12 protein-coding genes are annotated in these 15,948 nt (G+C 52.1%); 11 read left to right on the top strand and 1 reads right to left on the bottom strand.

The window, feature by feature from the left end:
- Positions 1-28: 28 nt before the first annotated feature.
- On the bottom strand, positions 29-1,006 hold the full coding sequence (locus CWE07_RS04265; RefSeq protein WP_111568604.1) for a calcium/sodium antiporter: 978 nt from the start codon (positions 1,004-1,006) through the stop codon (positions 29-31).
- A gap of 225 nt (positions 1,007-1,231) precedes the next feature.
- Between CWE07_RS04265 and CWE07_RS04260 the strand changes: the two genes are divergently transcribed.
- The 11 genes from CWE07_RS04260 to rfaH all read left to right on the top strand — a co-directional run bounded on the left by CWE07_RS04260 (position 1,232) and on the right by rfaH (position 15,794).
- Positions 1,232-2,833: a BCCT family transporter gene (locus CWE07_RS04260; RefSeq protein WP_198679884.1), complete on the top strand. Its 1,602-nt coding sequence runs from the start codon at positions 1,232-1,234 to the stop codon at positions 2,831-2,833.
- A 202-nt stretch (positions 2,834-3,035) separates the two neighbouring features.
- Positions 3,036-4,907, top strand: coding sequence for a DUF294 nucleotidyltransferase-like domain-containing protein (locus CWE07_RS04255; protein WP_111568606.1), 1,872 nt, complete (start codon positions 3,036-3,038; stop codon positions 4,905-4,907).
- A 76-nt stretch (positions 4,908-4,983) separates the two neighbouring features.
- Entirely contained in the window at positions 4,984-5,733 is a 750-nt protein-coding gene (locus CWE07_RS04250; RefSeq protein WP_241974057.1) for a 3'-5' exonuclease, read from the top strand.
- A 173-nt stretch (positions 5,734-5,906) separates the two neighbouring features.
- A complete protein-coding gene (locus CWE07_RS04245) occupies positions 5,907-6,950 on the top strand; it encodes a Fe(3+) ABC transporter substrate-binding protein (RefSeq protein ID WP_111568608.1) in 1,044 nt (347 codons plus the stop codon).
- A gap of 13 nt (positions 6,951-6,963) precedes the next feature.
- Positions 6,964-8,715, top strand: a complete 1,752-nt coding sequence (locus CWE07_RS04240) for an ABC transporter permease (RefSeq protein ID WP_338067862.1) — start codon at positions 6,964-6,966, stop codon at positions 8,713-8,715.
- Positions 8,702-9,757 carry an ABC transporter ATP-binding protein gene (locus CWE07_RS04235; RefSeq protein ID WP_198679883.1) on the top strand — a complete coding sequence of 352 codons (1,056 nt, stop codon included), beginning with the start codon at positions 8,702-8,704 and terminating at the stop codon, positions 9,755-9,757. Before CWE07_RS04240 ends, CWE07_RS04235 begins: the two co-directional genes overlap by 14 nt.
- Positions 9,758-10,034: 277 nt before the next feature.
- Positions 10,035-12,041, top strand: coding sequence for a M1 family metallopeptidase (locus tag CWE07_RS04230; protein WP_241974055.1), 2,007 nt, complete (start codon positions 10,035-10,037; stop codon positions 12,039-12,041).
- A gap of 254 nt (positions 12,042-12,295) precedes the next feature.
- Positions 12,296-12,826 (top strand): hypothetical protein, encoded by a 531-nt coding sequence (locus CWE07_RS04225; protein ID WP_111568610.1) that lies wholly within the window; start codon positions 12,296-12,298, stop codon positions 12,824-12,826.
- 105 nt (positions 12,827-12,931) lie between these two features.
- A complete protein-coding gene (locus CWE07_RS04220; RefSeq protein WP_157983215.1) occupies positions 12,932-13,927 on the top strand; it encodes a capsular polysaccharide export protein, LipB/KpsS family in 996 nt (331 codons plus the stop codon).
- 849 nt (positions 13,928-14,776) lie between these two features.
- Positions 14,777-15,085 carry a hypothetical protein gene (locus CWE07_RS04215; RefSeq protein WP_126818977.1) on the top strand — a complete coding sequence of 103 codons (309 nt, stop codon included), beginning with the start codon at positions 14,777-14,779 and terminating at the stop codon, positions 15,083-15,085.
- A 217-nt stretch (positions 15,086-15,302) separates the two neighbouring features.
- Entirely contained in the window at positions 15,303-15,794 is a 492-nt protein-coding gene (rfaH, locus tag CWE07_RS04210; protein WP_111568613.1) for a transcription/translation regulatory transformer protein RfaH, read from the top strand.
- The last annotated feature ends 154 nt before the right edge of the window (positions 15,795-15,948 follow it).

Genomic DNA, 15,948 nt, shown 5'->3' with positions numbered 1-15,948 from the left:
AAAAATGGGCGGATGTATTGGGCTTGGCTTAAGCGCCTGTACCACTGGCGGCGCTGGTAAATAACCATACCATGTAAGCAGCATAAAGGATCAGCAACACGCCGCCCTCAATGCGGTTAATTCGGCCTTTGCCGCCGCGGCCTAGGCCAAATATCACCAACACCACAGTGAGTAACATCATGGTTGACCAGTCGCGGGTAAATACGTCGTAATCAAACTCAATCGGGGTAATTGCGCCCGCGATACCCACGACGGCCAGCGTATTGAACATATTGGAGCCAAGAATATTGCCTAACGCTAAATCATGCTCTTTTTTACGCACTGCCGCCACGCAAGACGCTAATTCCGGCAGTGACGTACCAATGGCGACTATGGTGAGGCCGATGACTAGCTCGCTCACACCCAGGCTAGTAGCGATATCTACCGCGCCCCAAACGAGTAGGCGAGAGCTCGCGACTAACACCAGTAAGCCAATGATTAACCATAGAATGGCGCGGCCCAAAGGCATGGCATGGCTGTCTAACTCTGTTTCTGCTTCGCTACCTAATACATCGTCGTGGTTGCGGCCTTGGTAAATCGCCCAGCCCATAAACGCAAAAAACAAACCTAATAGTATCCAGGCTTCCCAGCGCGTAATCAGGCCACTTTGGAGTTGCCAGCCGGCGACAATCATCACCACGATTAACAGCGGGATTTCACGGCGGATAATTTTTGAACTCACCGCAATAGGTGCGATAACTGCGGTTAAACCAAGTACGAGGGCGATATTGGCAATATTTGAGCCATAGGCGTTGCCCAATGCCAGGTTGGGCGCCCCATCAATGGCGGCCATGGCGGATACCACCATTTCTGGGGCCGAAGTCCCGAATCCGATGATCAGCATGCCGATTAATAACGGTGACATACCAAGGTGACGAGCGGTCGATGAGGCCCCATCGACAAATTTATCAGCACTCCAGGTAAGCAGTGCCAGGCCAGCCAAAATGGCAATCGCAGGTAGTAGCATAAGTGTCCAATGGTTTACTAATGTTTGAGGCTTACTATACTGTATAGGGTTTTGATACCCTTTAGATAATCAATTTTAACCTGTCAAAATCAATAAGCTAGTGCTGCATGGCCCTGAGCTTGGCGAATCATATCACTATTTAAACAGGTTTTCGCAACACATACGGAGCAAAGCATGAGCAACGACTCAAAGCCTGCTGATAACCAGCAAGAGGCTAACGACCCGATGCGTCCTGACGGCGACGTAACCCCGATAGATACGGATTACACCGTCGGCCAAGACAATGTCGTGGTGAAAGTAGGACCCTTTGGCCTCGATATTCATAACCGCGTATTTGCCATTTCGGGCTTACTGGTGATTGCCTTTGTGGTCGTCACTTTGGCGTTTAATGAGCAAGCCAGCCCCATATTTGAGGGCATGCAAAGTTGGTTGACCAGCAACCTTGATTGGTTCTTTTTAAGTGCGGGCAATGTATTTGTATTGCTGTGCTTAGTGTTGGTGGTGAGCCCGCTTGGTAAAGTGCGCTTAGGCGGTACCGAAGCCGACCCCGATTTTACCTACGCCGGCTGGTTTTCTATGCTGTTTGCCGCGGGTATGGGTATCGGTTTGATGTTTTACGGCGTGTCTGAGCCGATTACTCATTTCACCGAAGCTTATGGTGGCGTGCAAATGGAAGATGGCGTGCGGGTTGACGGCGCGCCACTGGGAGGCGCTGAAGGCAATGCCGAGGCAGCGTATGCGCTTGGTATGGCGGCAACTATTTTCCACTGGGCACTGCACCCGTGGGCAATTTATGCGGTGTTGGCGCTTGGTTTAGCCTTGTTCTCATTTAACAAAGGTTTGCCACTGACGATTCGCTCGATCTTTTACCCGCTGTTGGGTGAGCGTGTGTGGGGCTGGCCGGGCAATGTGATTGATATTTTAGCGGTGCTAGCGACCTTGTTTGGTTTGGCTACGTCGCTGGGGTTAGGTGCATCACAAGCGGCATCGGGGCTTAATTACTTATTTGGTTTGCCAGAAGGGCAAACCATGGAAATCCTGCTGGTAGTGGGTATCACCATCATTGCTTTGGTGTCGGTGATCGCAGGCCTTGATGCAGGGGTGAAGCGGTTGTCGCAAATCAATATGACGTTAGCGGCGCTACTGATGCTGTTTGTGATTATTGTGGGGCCGACTTTAGCCATATTAACTGGCTTTGCGCAGAATCTCGTCGGCTATATCAGTAATCTACCGGCGATGTCGAACCCGTTTGGCCGCGAAGACACCGGCTATTCGCAAGGTTGGACGGCGTTTTATTGGGCGTGGTGGATTTCATGGTCACCGTTTGTGGGTATGTTTATCGCGCGGGTGTCGCGTGGTCGCACCGTGCGTGAATTCCTGATTGCGGTGTTGCTCATTCCTTCGCTAGCGTGTGTGTTCTGGATGACGGTGTTTGGCACTACAGCGATAGAGCAGTATTTAAGTGGTTATGAAGACGTCGCGGCTGCTGAGTTGTCATTGCAGTTGTTTACCATGTTAGACGCGTTGCCGTGGGCACAAGTGACCTCGTTCATTGGTATTATTTTGGTGGTGGTTTTCTTTATTACCTCATCCGATTCGGGGTCATTGGTTATCGACACCATTGCCGCAGGTGGTAAGGTGAATGCACCAACACCACAGCGCGTATTCTGGTGTACGTTTGAAGGCTTGGTCGCCATTGCATTGATTGTCGGTGGTGGTTTGGGCGCATTACAAGCCATGGCCGTGTCTGCAGGGTTGCCATTCACCGCCGTATTGTTAATGTCGTGCATCGCCCTCGTTAAAGGCCTCATGAACGAACCACGGTAGGGCAGGCTCCGCCTGCCGCCGCACGATGGTGGATATAACGTAGGGCAGGCTCCGCCTGCCGCCGCGCGATGTGTAACGGCAGGCGAAGCCTGCCCTACGGTTCGCCGCAATGTCGGAACCCGCCGCGCAATGACGGACCGCGTCGCGCAATGGCGGAACGGTGGTCAAACCCCACGCCGCAGAACGTTTGAAAGGAGCAGATATGCAGGCTGAACATATCGAAGTGGCGAATTTCCTGGGCCAATACGCGCCCTTTAGCGAGCTACCCGAAGACGTAGTGCACGCTGTAGCAGGGCAGGTGGAAGTCGGCTACTTCCAGGCAGGCACCCAAATACTTGAATACAATCAGAGCATTCAAGATCTCCACGTCATACGCAGTGGCGCCGTCGAGGTGTTTCGGCGCACCGGTGAGCTTTACAACCGACTCAGCGAAGGCGGCTTTTTTGGTGAATTCGGTTTACTTGCCAAAGGCCGCGTGCGCTACCCGGTCAAAGCCATGGAAGACACCCTGCTGTATTACGTGCCAGGCGATTTATTTAAGCAGCTATTCGACGAATACGACAGCTTCGCCGAAGCCGTTGAAGTGGAAGATCGCCGCCGCCTATCAACGGCGATTAAAGAACAGGAAGGCAGTCACGATCTACTAGCCGTGACAGTCGACAGCTTAATTACCCGTGAGCCAGTCACCATTGAGCCTGACGCCAGTATCTTCGCTGCCGCAAAACGTATGACTGACGAAGAAGTCTCGTCGTTATTGATTGGGGGCGCACACGCGCCTGATTCTGACGCAAAAAGCCCACCGCTGGGTATCATCACTGACAAAGATTTGCGCAAGCGCGTGCTAGCCGAAGGGCTTGACCCCGCAAGGCCGGTTCGTGACATTATGAGTAGCGGCTTAGTCAGCGTGCAATACAATCAGCGCGTATTTGAAGCCATGCTGACCATGCTCAAAGACAATGTGCACCATTTACCGGTGTGGAAACAAGACCGTGTGGTGGGGGTATTGTCGCTCTCCGATGTGGTACGCCATGAATCGAAAAGTAGCTTGTTTGTGGTCAGCAGTATCTTCAAGCAAAACACTGTCGAGGAATTGGCGCAACTCAAAGAGGCCGTGCATTCAAGCTTTGTACGTATGGTTGAAGAGGACGCCAATTCGCGCATGATAGGCGCCGCCATGTCGACGATTGCACGCAGTTTCAAGCAGCGCTTATTAGAGCTTGGTGAGGAAAAGTTCGGCCCGCCGCCAGTACCGTATTGTTTCCTGGCCTTGGGCTCAATGGCGCGTGACGAGCAAACCTTAGTCACCGACCAAGACAATGCCATGGTACTCGACGACAGCTTCGACCCACAGCAGCACGATAGTTACTTCGCTGACCTCGCCGCTTTTGTGAGCGACGGCTTAGACGCTTGTGGCTACCCCTATTGTACCGGCCATATTATGGCGACCAACCCGAAATGGCGCCAACCACTTAAAGTGTGGCAGCGTTATTTTAGTGATTGGATCGATCAACCGACGCCGGAGAGCCTGCTGCAGAGCTCGATATTTTTTGATCTCGAAGGCGTGTGGGGTAAACAGGAATTTGCCGATACGTTAAATGAGCTCATTCGCCGCCGCGCCAAGCGTAGTAATCGTTTTATCGCCAGTATGGCGAAGAATGCGTTGAACCGCACGCCGCCGCTCGGATTCTTCAAAGACTTTGTGGTGGAAAAGGACGGCAAGCACAAAGACAGTATTAATATGAAGCGTCGCGGTACCGCACCGATTGCTGATCTCGTGCGGGTGCATGCGTTAGCCTCGGGCATTCGCCAGCGCAATTCCTTTGCCCGTTTAGAGGATGTCACTCAAAGCGATATTTTACCCAAAGGCCGTGGCCCCGATTTGCGTGACGCATTGGAATTTATTTCGATTGTGCGTATCCGTCACCAAGCGCGTGAAATTCAGCAAGGCGAGGTGCCGGACAATAACGTCAAGCCGGAGAATCTGTCTGACTTTGAGCGCAAAGCGCTAAAAGATGCATTTCAGATACTTAGCTATGCCCAGCGTTACCTGCGCTATCGCTACGGTGCGAATTAACGCAACTGAATTAACGCAACTAAATTAACGCAACTAAGACAGACTAACTATGTTGTATCTCCCCAAAGAGTCGGCAGTGAGTAAGCCAGAGCCCGAGTTTGGCGGCCAGCTGCGTGCTGACCCTGATATCCATACCGATTGGCCACAGTATTTTAAAGAGCGCGCCGACATGGCACGTGATCCGCGCTTACAAGGGTATTATCGCGCCGGAATGGTAGCCGGCGATACGCCGTTAAAAGATGCGCCATTACTCGCGGTTGATTTTGAAACCACGGGGTTAAATGCGCGCAAGCACGGTATTGTCAGCATTGGTGCGGTGCCGTTTGATTTGCAGCGCATTCGCTTGCGCCAGGCGCGCTATTGGCTACTTAAACCAAGACGCTCATTAACCGATGATTCAGTGGTGATTCACGGTATTACGCATAGTGACATTGCCCAAGCGCCGGACTTAGACGACGTATTAGCCTGTGTACTGGACGCTTTTAAAGGTTATGTTTGGGTGGTGCATTTTCGCGGGATTGAACGCGACTTCTTTAAACAAGCATTGATAGAACGCATCGGTGAGCGCATCGAGTTTCCGGTAATTGACACCATGCAGCTTGAAGCGCGTTTCCATCGTAGCGATAACAGACCTTGGTGGCAGCGCTGGCGCCCGCAGCCAAAAGTTTCGATTCGCTTAGCCGATTCTCGTGCGCGCTATGGCTTGCCCCATTATTCCCCCCACGACGCGACCACTGATGCACTGGCGTGTGCTGAACTGCTGCAAGCCCAGGCTGCACATTTTTTTAGCCCTGATACACCATTGAACCAGATTTGGGTGCCGTGACGGCTCTGCGCTCTAAGCGCAAGGGCCGACAATAAAGTTTAAACGATACTAAAGTTTAAACGATATTGATTCTCATTCATTAGTATGTATACTGTCGACCGTCTTGCCTGATAATCATTGTGATTATCAAACGCATGTCTTAACATACAGGCACAACCGATAAGGGTATCAGCATGAAGAATGTCCTCAAAATTGTTATCGTGGTCGGCGTGGTTTTGGCCATTATTTTGGCGGTCAGCGGCCGAGGTGGTAGCGACGAGAATCAAGTCACCGTGTATTCCGCGCGTATTGAAAGTTTAGTTAAACCATTGCTGGATCAGTTCGAAGACGAAACCGGCATTACCGTAAACCTTCTGACTGGCTCAGGCGATGGCTTGTTAACCCGCTTGCAGCAAGAAGGTGCGAATAGCCCTGCCGACGTGTTCATTACCGTTGACGCTGGTCGCTTGCACCGCGCGAAAGAAGCCGGTTTATTTCAAAGCGTTGAATCAGCTGATTTGATGCAGAACATCCCAGAGCATTTGCGCGATGTGGGTAACCAATGGTTTGGTTTAAGCATACGTGCGCGCCCAATTTTCTATGCCCATGATCGTGTTGATCCGGCTGATTTAAGTGATTACTTAGCCTTGGCAGACGAGCAATGGCGTGGCCGCATCTGTGTGCGTTCTTCAGATAATGTTTACAACCAGTCGCTGGTAGCAGGCATGCTGGCCCACCACGGTGAAGAAGTCACCGAAGAATGGGTACGCGGCTTAGTAGCTAACTTTGCCCGTAGTCCAGTTGGTGGTGACCGTGACCAATTGCACGCAGTAGCCAACGGCCAGTGCGACATCGCGATTGCGAACACCTATTACTTTGGTGGTATGACCGCCAGTGACGATGCGAACAATCAACGCAGCGTGAGCCAGCTAAGCATTCACTGGCCAGCTCAGGGTGAAGGCGAGCAGGGTGTGCACGTGAACGTCAGTGGTATTGGTTTATTACGTCACGCGCAGCACGAAGACAACGCGATTCGTTTAATGGAGTTCCTGGCGGGTGCACAAGCCCAAAGCCAATACGCACAGCGTAACCAGGAATATCCGGTGCGGGTCGATTCTGAGCAAAGCGAGATTACCGCCGCTTGGGGTGAGTTCCGTGCTGACGACCTACCGATTAGTGTCTTGGGTGACAACAACGCAGCCGCTGTTCGCATTATGAACCGCGCAGGCTGGCGCTAAGGCCTGCCCACCCGTGACCCTGTCAGCAGTTAAGCAGAGCACGTCCAATCACGCCGCGAACGGTTCCAGTTCGCGGCTTTCTCGTTTTAGTGTGCCACTGGTTGCAGGGGTGATATGCCTGCCGCTGCTGGTGGTCATTGCGGCGTTCTTTATCGGTATTGTCTCGCCCGAGCAGCGCGAAGTACTGCAACATTTATGGCAAACCGTTATCGGCGAATATGTGCGCCATTCACTGATTTTGCTGGTGGGCGTTGGTGTGCTGGTGTTGGTCATAGGCGTTGCGACGGCATGGTTGACTACGGCATGTCGTTTCCCCGGGGTGAGTTGGCTGCGCTGGGCGCTGTTGTTGCCATTTGCGATGCCTGCCTACATTACTGCATACACCTATGCGGGCATGTTGGGTTTTGAAGGCTCACTGCAGACCTGGCTGCGGGTCACCTTTGATTTAAGTTACGGCGATTACTGGTTCCCGGAAGTGCGCTCAATTGGTGGCGCGGTAGCGATGTTATCGCTGGTATTTTTCCCCTATGTGTACTTAATTACGCGCGCTGCCTTTATTGAACAGTCGAGTGCCGCAATGGAAGCCGGGCGCACCCTGGGGCTTGGGCCTTGGGCCAGCTTCTGGCGCATCGCATTGCCAATGGCGCGTCCAGCCATTGCAACCGGGGTGACACTCGCATTGATGGAAACCCTGGCTGATTACGGCACCGTACATTACTTTGGCGTGACCACCTTTACCACGGGTATATTCCGCACTTGGTATGGCATGGGTGACCCAATAGGCGCGTTGCAATTAGCCTCTATTTTAATGACCTTCGTAGTTGTGTTAATGGTGATAGAGCGCAGTTCACGCGCTAAATCGCGCTTTCATAGTGCCGGGCGCTCAGCGACCCGCACGACCCCGCATCAGCTTAAAGGCGGTAAAGCTTGGCTCGCTTTTGCGGTGTGCTTCTTACCCGTCTTGTTTGGGTTTTTACTGCCCGCGCTGCAATTGGCATGGTGGTCGATTGATCGTTATGATATTTGGCTGCAACCTTCGTTCTGGAACTTAGTCAGCAACACCGTGATTCTGGCAAGTATCGCCGCCGTAGTCACCGTGCTGTTGGCGCTGTGGTTATGTTATGGCAAGCGTCGTATGCCGGTGCCGTTGGTGCGCTCCAGTGTCGGCCTTGCGACCTTGGGCTATGCCATTCCGGGCGTGGTGATTGCGGTGGGTGTCATGGTGCCGCTCGCTTGGCTGGACAACCGCCTGATTGGCCTCAGCCAGTGGGCGCTGGGCTATAACCCCGGGCTGATTTTCTCCGGTACTATCTTTGCGCTGATATTTGCCTACGCGGTGCGCTTTTTATCAGTGTCGATTCAAACCGTCGACAGTGGCCTGACTCAAATTCGCCCCAGCATGGACGAGTCCGCACGTATTTTAGGCCTCAAGCCGAAAGAAATTCTGGCACGCATTCACTTTCCGCTCCTTCGCACCAGTGTGTTAACCGCGACTATTTTGGTGTTTGTTGACGTACTCAAAGAGCTGCCAGCCACGTTAGTGCTGCGGCCATTTAATTTTAATACCCTTGCGGTGCGCGCGCATGAAATGGCAAGCGACGAGCGCCTTGCGGACGCGGGCCCGCCTGCGTTAATGATAGTGCTTGCGGGGTTAATTCCAGTTATTTTACTTAGCCGTGCTATGGGGCGGCGCAAGGCCGACGAGCAAGCGGCCCATGCAGTAGAGCCAAAGCCTGAGGAAATCTATGAGCCTGTTAAAGCTTGATACGATTGAAGTCGCTTTAGGCGGCAACACCATAGTTAACCAAGTGTCATTAAGCTTGGAAGCCGGCGAGATCGGGTGTTTGCTAGGGCCTTCAGGCTGTGGCAAAACCACGTTATTGCGCGCCATTGCCGGTTTTGAGCAAGTTGCCGATGGCGGTATTTGGCTCGCCGATGAGCAAGTATCTGGTGGTCAGGTACGTCATGTCGAGCCGGAGCACCGCGGTATCGGCATGGTGTTTCAAGATTTCGCACTGTTCCCGCATTTAAGTGTCGCAGATAATATTGGTTTTGGTTTACGCAAAGCCAGCCAAGGGGAGAAAAAAGCCCGTGTAGCGGAGCTGTTAGAGCACGTGGGCCTTGAGGGCTATGGACCGCGCTATCCGCATCAATTGTCCGGCGGTCAGCAGCAGCGCGTGGCGCTCGCGCGCGCATTGGCGCCGCGGCCGCGCTTGCTCTTACTTGACGAGCCGTTTTCCAGCCTGGACGCCGAGCTGCGTGAATCGCTGGCGACGCAAGTACGTGACGTGTTGAAAGCCGAGAATATTACCGGCTTGCTAGTGACGCATGATCAGCAAGAAGCATTTGCGATGGCGGACAAAGCCGGGATGATGTACCGTGGTCAATTGCTTCAGTGGGACACGCCGTATGGTTTGTACCACCGACCCGCGCATCATTTGGTGGCTGATTTTATTGGTCATGGGGTTTTATTGCGTGGGCATATTAACCAGCAAGGTTGTGTGGAGACGCCGCTTGGGTGTTTGCATGGTGAGCATTTTGGTAACGCGGGTGTCGGTGAGGTGGTGGACGTATTAATCCGCCCCGACGATATTGTGATCGACCCAGCAGGTGAGCGCGAGGCGAAAATTATTGCGCGCGGTTTTCGTGGTTCGCATTTTTTGTATACCGCGCAATTGCCAGGTGGCGCCGAAGTGTTGTGTATGGCGCCATCGCACAGTGAATATCAGGTCGGCAGTCAAATCCGCCTGCGCATGAACCTCGACCACCTGGTGTTATTCCACGCCGGTTATTGCACCACCGCGTAATTTTACGGCCCAGCGTGCATGTGCGCAATGTCGGTATGTCAACGTAGGGCAGGCTCCGCCTGCCGCCACACGATGGTGGATATGTCAACGTAGGGCAGGTTTCACCTGCCGTTATGCGATGGTGGAACGGCATGCACGGCATGCGTTTGTGCGGTGTTGAATTCGGGATTTGCGGTGCGGCATGCGAAGCATGCCCTACGTTTGTGCGGTGTTGAATTCGGGTTTTGCGGTGCGGCATGCACTACGGTCTGCAGAATATATAACAACAAGGATTTATATGAAAAATTATCAATATTGGTTGATGGCCGCGGGGGTTGCGACGCTCAGCGCTTGTTCGCCTAACGCTGATAATAACAACGACAATGACGCCAGCAGCAATACACAAAGCACTCAGCCGTCAGACAGCAAACCACAAAGCGCAGACTTTCGCCCCAGCGAACACCTTCGCGTACCGACACCAACCAGCGACTTACATAGTTTCGCCAATAGCAATCAAGTGCGCGCACCGCATCTGCACTTGAATCTTGATGTCGATTTTGACGCCCAACAACTGCGCGGTTACGCTCAATACGAGCTTGAATATATCGACGCCAGCGCAAATTACATGGTGCTAGATACCTATGATCTCGACATTCAGCAAGTCGAAATATTCGCCAATGACAGTTGGCAAGAAGGAAGCTTCCGCTTAGGCGATAAAGACCCGGTGCTTGGCCAAGCGCTGACTATCTCAATCGTATTCGAAGGCCATGTCGAAAACAATGTCGAAGGCAGTGTTGAAGACGACAGCGAGCAAGTCTCGCGTGCCGAGCAAGTACGTATTCACTACGCGTCTTCACCAACAGCCACGGGACTCGACTGGGTTTCGCCTGAAGGCACGGCGGGTGGTGAACACCCGTATTTGTACAGCCAATCGCAACCCCATTATGCACGTACATGGGTGCCTATTCAGGACACCGCGGCCTCGCGCTTAACCTTTAGCGCGCGCTTGACCACACCACCAGAACTCATCGGCTTAATGGGTGCAAATAACCCACCAAACCCTGAACGCACGGGCGTGTACGAGATGCAAACCAACCAGCCGATTCCGCCTTATTTGATGGCAATCGCGGTGGGCGATCTCGACTTTTACGCACTCAACGAACGTATGGCAATTTACGCAGAGCCGTCGGTACTGCAGTCGGCCGTGGAAGAATTCTCCTACACCACAGATATGATGGAAGTGACTGAGGCGATGTTCGGACCCTATGCATGGGATCGCTACGACCAGCTAATTTTGCCACCAAGCTTCCCTTTTGGCGGCATGGAGAATCCGCAGCTGGCGTTTATCACGCCAACCGTGATTGCGGGTGATCAAAGCCTGGTGAGCTTAATTGCCCATGAACTGGCGCACTCTTGGTCAGGTAACCTAGTCACCAACGCCACCTGGCGCGATTTATGGCTCAACGAGGGTTTCACCTCATATGTTGAAAATCGCATCATGGAAGCAGTGTATGGTGAAGACCGCGCGCTGATGCAGCGAATGCTGTCAGATCAATCACTCGAATCATCCATTGGCGCCTTGTCTGAGCGCCAACAAGTCTTACACTTAGAGCTTGAACAGCGCGACCCGGAGACGATTTTCACCCGCGTGCCATACGATAAAGCCGCTGCGTTCCTGTTCTTTTTAGAAGATCGCGTCGGTCGCGATACTTTTGATGCCTTCGTGCGTCAATATTTTGCTGACTATGCATTTAAAAGCTTAGATACCAAGGAATTTGAAGCGTACTTGTATGCCAATCTAGTCGATGACCATAGCGATGTGGTCAGTCGTGAAGAGGTCAAAGAATGGCTCTACGAGCCGGGCATGCCAAGTACCTGGGTGCGTGTTGAGGTCGATGCGTTTGCTCGCGTAGACGATGCGCGCACTGCTTGGTTAGAGGGCGAGCAAGTGGACTTCGCAGCGTGGAGTATTCACGAGCGGTTGTATTTCCTGCGCCATTTGCCCCAAGGCTTAAGCAGCGACGAATTAGCGCGGCTTGATAGCGAGCTTGGTTTAAGTGAAACCCGCAATAATTCCGTGTTAACCAGTTGGCTTGGTATCGCTATTCGCGAACAGTACGAGCCGGCACTGCATCGTGTTGACGACATCGTATTTGGGATGGGGCGGTTAGCTTACTTGGTACCTGTTTACGCTGCTTTGTATGAGATGGACGCTGATAGCACACGCGAGATGTATTTGCGCGCGCGTCCGCAGTACCATCAATTGACCCGTGATGCGATCGAAGAAATGCTGGATATTGAGTAGGCGAGTCTATTTTCGCCCTTGGCATGGGCGGTTTTAACCAAAATTAATAGGTTAATTTTTATCGTCCATGCCCGCGTGTTGATATAAGGCATTGGTTAACTAACCAGCATTATAGTTTAGATAGTGTTAAATATAGTTAAGGAACATTAAATGTTGCCTATGTTTCCTTGAATTATGGATATTTCAGCTATATTACTTATCTAACGCGAGCAAAATTGAGCCTCGTAAATTTCTTTATAAAAGGAAGTAGTTTTATGAAAAAATCTATTATCGCACTAGCAGCAGCTGCAGGCATGATGGCAACCACCGCGGCCCAAGCCGACGATTTCACGTATGTAAGTGGTGGTATTTATGACTGGGGCAACAGCGATGTCTACGTTGAAGGCTCTACCCGTGTTAACCCGAACCTGGTTCTGGGTGCAGAATTAACTGACGCTGCTGACTTCACTTTACGTGTTGGCGGCATGTACTTTGTTGACTTCGGTCAGCAGCAAGACGTGGATACTTTCTTGCAAGCGGGTGTGTCTCACATTGATTACCCAAGTAACTCTTTCGACTCCAGCGACACAGGCGTTTTTGCTGGTGCTGGTTTCACCACTAAGTTTGACGAATTTTCACGCTTTATTGTTGACGCGCGTTATGACACCGTTTTAGACGGCTTCTTCTCAGTTGGCGCTCGTTTCCGCTATGAGTTCCTGCAAAACCTGTCTGGTGACGTGGGCTACCGTGTAAACACCAGCGGCGTAGACAACGAAGTACGTGTAGGTTTAACTTACAACTTCTGATCGTTGCTTAGATGACATCTGAACGATATTAAATGCCGGGCCATGTTGCCCGGCATTTCTATATCAGTTACATTGCCCCGGCATTGGTTAAAATGGCAATACACTATGCTTAAAAAAGCAGAGCCCCATGGGCACGTAAAAGACATTGTGCACGATAAAGCGGGCACTGAGCATCGCGTTCTATGCGTCACCCCTATCATTTCTGAAGTGAAAACCCTGGATGAGTTGCTGGGCTGCAAGGTGACCCACACGCCACTAATGCTAAACGCCGCATGCGCGGTGATTATGCACGGGGTGGGGCGACCGATGCGCAAAGTGATGGCGGCGAGTACCGCACTTGAGTTACCGATTTTGTATACCGAGTTTGGGCCGATTCATACCATTGATTATAAGAAATCCAACGCGGTGTCGATGACCGTCGATCACGTCGGTCATGTGAACGCGTCAGACCGTGATACGTACCTGGCGGGTTTAATCAAGGCAGGTATTGATGATGCCGAACTCGCTCGTGCACAAGGGATTATTCGTAGCTGGAAGCAGCAACGAGTGTCGAAGTATAACCACACGCTTGGCCCCCAGGTGCCCGACGGCCGCTATGTCGTGGTGATTGCTGAGCCAACGCCGTTAGGTGGTGATGTGAAGGCAAGTCGGGCAGTGACGGCGTTGTTGACGTCTAAAGCGCAGCAGGCGTTTCCGACGCATAAGCTGGTGGTGTTGAGACCGAAGCAGTACGCGGCGGATGTATTGGCGCAGGCCGATGCAGCGTTTGTGCACAGTGCATTGGTTGGCTTTGAAGCTTTATTATGGGGTGTGCCTTTATATGTCGAAGGTATGCCATTTTATGCGGGGTGGGGCTTAACTGAAGATACCCTGCCAGCGCCGGCGCAGAGTGGTGAACTGGCGCATGGCCTGGCGCAGCTGGTGCACGCTTACATGGTCGGCTACAGCCGTTATGTGAACCCGTTTGATAGTCAGCGTCTGGACGTCGAACAAGCCATTGAGCTGGCGGCTAAAGCACGGCCCGCCGCGTTGGAAGAGGCGCAACGCCGACATAATTTGCGGCAACGCCTGCCGCGTTGGTTGCGCTGGCTGCAACCTTAATCGGTGCGGCATGCACGGCATGCATTCGTATGGCGGTGAATTTGGGATTTGCGGTGCGGCATGCACGACATGCCCTACGGGTGTGCGATGTTGTGTGTTGACGTAGGGCAGGCTTCGCCTGCCGCCGCGCAATGGTGGAATGGCATGCGAAGCATGCCCTACGGTTCGCGATGTTGGAACGGCATGCATTCGTATGGCGGTGAATTCGGGATTTGCGGTGCGGCATGCACGGCATGCCCAACGGGTGTGCGGTGTTGTGTGTTGACGTAGGGCAGGCTTTGCCTGCCGCCGCGCAATGGTGGAATGGCATGCGAAGCATGCCCTACGGTTCGCGATGTTGGAACGGCATGCATTCGTATGGCGGTGAATTCGGGATTTGCGGTGCGGCATGCACGGCATGCCCTACGGGTATGCGGTGTTGTGTGTTGACGTAGGGCAGGCTTTGCCTGCCGCCGCGCAATGGTGGAATGGCATGCGAAGCATGCCCTACGGTTCGCGATGTTGGAACGGCATGCATTCGTATGGCGGTGAATTCGGGATTTGCGGTGCGGCATGCACGGCATGCCCTACGGGTATGCGGTGTTGTGTGTTGACGTAGGGCAGGCTTCGCCTGCCGCCGCGCAATGGTGGAATGGCATGCGAAGCATGCCCTACGGTTCGCGATGTTGGAACGGCATGCATTCGTATGGTGTTGAATTTGGTTTTTTTGGTGCGGCATGCCCAACGGTTGCGCGATTGCATGCAAACACAACGTAAATATTTAGTATTCATCTGTTTAATGCCTTGATAAAGGCGTTTTTTTGGTAAAAATAAAGCTCACGTATGAGCGAAAAACAAATGGGAAGTTTCATGCCAGAACACGATTTTGAACAAAGTGCATTAATGCGCCTGCATCAGCAATACCCAGTCCTGAATAACCTGAGCGGCAGTGTTATTTTTCGTGCCGAAGGCCAGCATTCCGCGCCTAACTTTGTGGCTTGGTCATTCAATGAGAACGCGGAAGCTCACCTGCGAGAATTAGGCATTAAAGACCGAATTGTACAACTCATCGAGCAGCTTATTCATAATCGTTTACGCAGCACGGTGATGCCAGTCTATGAAGGTGTTATCGAATTTATGCAAGGCCAATTTATGATTGAATGGCGAGCGCAAAACTAATCCTTAAGATTTACTTAATATTATTAGGTAAATCTATACAAGCGACCGAACTTAACGCTCGGTCGCTTTTTTATTTACTTAACAAATATAATTTACATAGTTAAAATTGGTTAAATTCGAAAATGCGATGTACACTGCTTAATGATCAAGCGCGACTATGATACTTGACATAGCCCGTCGCTAGATAAGTAGTGTGCGAGAAGTAAAGGGATGTCTGATGGCGAAGTGGTACCTGTTGCAATGTAAGCCGCGTCAAGAAGCGCGCGCTCAAATGCACATAGAAAATCAAGGGTACCAGACCTGCCTACCCAAAGTGACACTGCAAAAGACGCTACGTGGTAAACGTCAGCTCGTCGAAGAAGCCTTATTTCCAGGCTACCTATTTATTGAAATTGACATTCAAAGTGCCAATTTCAACGCGATTCGTAGTACCCGTGGCGTGGTGGGCTTTGTGCGTTTTGGTGGTGTACCAAGTGTCGTACCCAACGCCGTCATCGAGCAATTTCAACGCTTGGCGGCTACACCCCAAGTACTACAATCAGAGCTCAGCGCCGGCAATGCGGTTGAAGTCACTGAAGGACCATTTGCGGGGCTTGCGGCGGTGTATCAAATGCCAAAAGGCAGCGACCGTTGCTTGATTCTTATTGATATGATGGGCAAGCAACAGCAGCTTGAAATTGACGAAGCAAAGCTGCGCAAATCAGACTAACTGCATCGCCCATTTATTCAACATTATTTAGCAAAATCCGCGTAAACCCTCGCCCAATCGGGCGGGGATATAAGCGGGAGCCGCGCAGCGGTTCTAGTCAGGTATGGCCTGACTTTGTACATATTCTTTCAGTGTTTCGATAGTTGCTCCACCT

Source organism: Aliidiomarina maris, assembly GCF_003987335.1.
Taxonomy (GTDB): domain Bacteria; phylum Pseudomonadota; class Gammaproteobacteria; order Enterobacterales; family Alteromonadaceae; genus Aliidiomarina; species Aliidiomarina maris.
Note: the sequence above shows the minus strand (reverse complement) of the source record. Positions and strands in the feature narration are given on the sequence as shown.

What these genes read in the sequence shown, in the direction of transcription:
- CWE07_RS04265 (WP_111568604.1), bottom strand. Translation starts at nt 1,006, where the DNA reads ATGCTACTACCTGCGATTGCCATTTTGGCTGGCCTGGCACTGCTTACC.
- CWE07_RS04260 (WP_198679884.1), top strand. Translation starts at nt 1,232, where the DNA reads ATGCGTCCTGACGGCGACGTAACCCCGATAGATACGGATTACACCGTC.
- CWE07_RS04255 (WP_111568606.1), top strand. Translation starts at nt 3,036, where the DNA reads ATGCAGGCTGAACATATCGAAGTGGCGAATTTCCTGGGCCAATACGCG.
- CWE07_RS04245 (WP_111568608.1), top strand. Translation starts at nt 5,907, where the DNA reads ATGAAGAATGTCCTCAAAATTGTTATCGTGGTCGGCGTGGTTTTGGCC.
- CWE07_RS04230 (WP_241974055.1), top strand. Translation starts at nt 10,035, where the DNA reads ATGAAAAATTATCAATATTGGTTGATGGCCGCGGGGGTTGCGACGCTC.
- CWE07_RS04225 (WP_111568610.1), top strand. Translation starts at nt 12,296, where the DNA reads ATGAAAAAATCTATTATCGCACTAGCAGCAGCTGCAGGCATGATGGCA.
- CWE07_RS04220 (WP_157983215.1), top strand. Translation starts at nt 12,932, where the DNA reads ATGCTTAAAAAAGCAGAGCCCCATGGGCACGTAAAAGACATTGTGCAC.
- CWE07_RS04215 (WP_126818977.1), top strand. Translation starts at nt 14,777, where the DNA reads ATGCCAGAACACGATTTTGAACAAAGTGCATTAATGCGCCTGCATCAG.
- rfaH (WP_111568613.1), top strand. Translation starts at nt 15,303, where the DNA reads ATGGCGAAGTGGTACCTGTTGCAATGTAAGCCGCGTCAAGAAGCGCGC.